Here is a 2,635-nt window from a genome sequence, read left to right on the forward strand (position 1 = left end):
TCATTCAGGCAGTGCCGCCCCCTCCGGCACCAATCGCGGATTGCGCGGCCGCGAGACGGGCGACCGGCACGCGATAGGGCGAGCAGGAGACGTAATCCAGCCCCGCCTGCTGGCAGAAGGCGATCGAGGCCGGATCGCCGCCATGCTCCCCGCAGATGCCGAGTTTGAGGCCGGGCTTCGTCCGGCGTCCCTTCTCCGCTGCCATTTCGACCAGGAGGCCCACGCCTTCCCTGTCCAGGGTCACGAAGGGGTCTTTCTCGTAAATGCCGCTTTCGACGTATTTGGGCAGGAACTTGCCGGCATCGTCGCGCGACAGGCCATACACGGTCTGTGTCAGGTCATTGGTGCCGAAGCTGAAGAAATCCGCCGTCTCTGCAATCCGGTCGGCCAGCAGCGCCGCGCGCGGCAGCTCGATCATGGTGCCGATCTGATAGTCCAGCACCCGGCCGCGCGCCGCGAACACCGCCTGTGCCACGCGGTCGATGAGCCTGCGGACGATTTCGAGTTCGCGCGGGGCGCCGACCAGCGGGATCATGATTTCGGGCACCGGCGCGGCGCCGGTTTCCTCGGCAACCGTGATCGCGGCCTCGAAGATCGCCTGGGTCTGCATTTCGTAGATCTCGGGGTATGTGATGCCGAGGCGCACGCCGCGATGACCCAGCATCGGATTGGCTTCCGCCAGATCGGCCGCGCGCTGATGCATGGTGGCGAGATCGACGCCGAGGGCGGAGGCGACTTCCATCAGCTCCTGCTCGCCATGCGGAAGGAATTCATGCAGCGGCGGATCGAGCAGGCGGATGGTAACGGGCAGCCCCGCCATGATGCGGAAGAGGGCGATGAAGTCGCCGCGCTGGAACGGCAGCAGCCTTTCGACCGCCGTGCGGCGGCCTTCCTCGTCGGACGCCATGATCATCTGCCGCACGGCGCCGATGCGCTCGGGATCGAAGAACATGTGCTCGGTCCGGCACAGGCCGATCCCTTCAGCGCCGAATTTGCGCGCCGTTTCGGCGTCGAGCGGCGTCTCCGCATTCGAGCGGACCTTCAGCGTGCGGACCTCGTCCGCCCAGGCCATCATCGTGCCGAAATGGCCGGAAACCTTGGGCTCGATCATCGCGACGTAGCCCTTGAAGACCTCGCCGGTGGCGCCGTCGATGGTGATCGCTTCGCCCGCGCGGACCATCTTTCCGCCGGCTGACAGTGTCTGCGCCCCGTAATCGACGGCGATGCCGCCGGCGCCGGAAACGCAGGGCCGGCCCATGCCGCGGGCCACGACCGCCGCATGGCTCGTCATGCCGCCGCGGGTGGTGAGAATCCCCCGTGCGGCATGCATGCCGTGGATATCCTCCGGGCTGGTCTCGATGCGGACCAGGATCACCGCCTCGCCCTTCTGGGCGCGCATCTCCGCCTCATCGGCCGAAAAGACGACGAGGCCGGACGCCGCCCCCGGGGAGGCCGGGAGGCCCCGCGAGATGAGATCGCGCTTGGCATGCGGGTCGAGCATCGGATGCAGCAACTGGTCCAGCGCCGCCGGGTTGATGCGCATCAGCGCCTTCTCCCGGGTGATGAGGCCGCTTTCCGCCATTTCCACCGCGATGCGCATGGCGGCGGGCGCGGTGCGCTTTCCGTTCCGTGTCTGCAGCATGTAGAGCTTGTTGCTCTGCACGGTGAACTCGATGTCCTGCATGTCCTTGTAGTGATTTTCCAAGGTTTCGCGGACTTTCAGGAGTTCGGCGAACGCCTCCGGCAGCGCCTCCTCCATGCTCACCTCGCCCGGTTTGGCGCGCTCTTTCCTGAGCGGCTGCGGCGTGCGGATGCCTGCCACCACGTCCTCGCCCTGGGCATTGATCAGGAACTCGCCATAGAAAAGGTTCTCGCCGGTCGAGGGGTCGCGGGTGAAGCAGACGCCGGTGGCGCAGTCCAGCCCTCGGTTGCCGAAGACCATGGCCTGAACATTGACCGCCGTACCCCATTCGGCCGGGATCTCGTGCAGGCGGCGATAGGTGATGGCGCGCTGGTTCATCCAGCTGCCGAAAACAGCGCCGATGGCGCTCCACAACTGCTCCTGCGGCGATTGCGGGAAGGGCTTGCCGGTCTCGGTCTCCACCAGGGTCTTGTATTCTTCCACGACCGCCTGCCACTGCTCGGCCGAAAGCGCGGTATCCTCGACCACGCCGGCATCGATCTTGGCCTGATCGATGATTTCCTCGAAGCGGTGATGATCGACACCGAGGACCACGCTGCCGAACATCTGGATGAAGCGGCGGTAGCTGTCCCAGGCAAAGCGGCCGTCGCCCGACGCCGCAACGAGCCCTGCGACGGTCTCGTCATTCAGCCCGAGATTGAGCACCGTATCCATCATGCCGGGCATGGAGACGCGGGCGCCCGAGCGGACGGAGACCAGAAGCGGCGCGGCCGGATCGCCGAATTTCAGCCCGACGGCCTCTTCGACGCGGGCGAGCGCTTCGGCGACCTGTGTTTCGAGATCGGCCGGATACTGCCGGCCGTTCGCATAGAAGGCGGTGCAAACCTCGGTGGTGATCGTAAAGCCCGGCGGTACCGGCAGGCCGATGCTGGCCATTTCGGCCAGATTCGCACCCTTGCCGCCAAGGAGGTTGCGCATCTCCGCGCGACCCTC

Annotated in this window: 1 protein-coding gene; it reads right to left on the bottom strand. The window is 66.4% G+C overall.

Annotated elements, in window-relative coordinates:
- Positions 1–4 precede the first annotated feature (4 nt).
- A partial coding sequence (gene ppdK, locus VL752_RS21235) for a pyruvate, phosphate dikinase (RefSeq protein ID WP_325358487.1) occupies positions 5–2,635 on the bottom strand: 2,631 nt, incomplete at its 5' end.

Source organism: Acidisoma sp. (genome assembly GCF_035492295.1).
Lineage (GTDB): Bacteria > Pseudomonadota > Alphaproteobacteria > Acetobacterales > Acetobacteraceae > Acidisoma.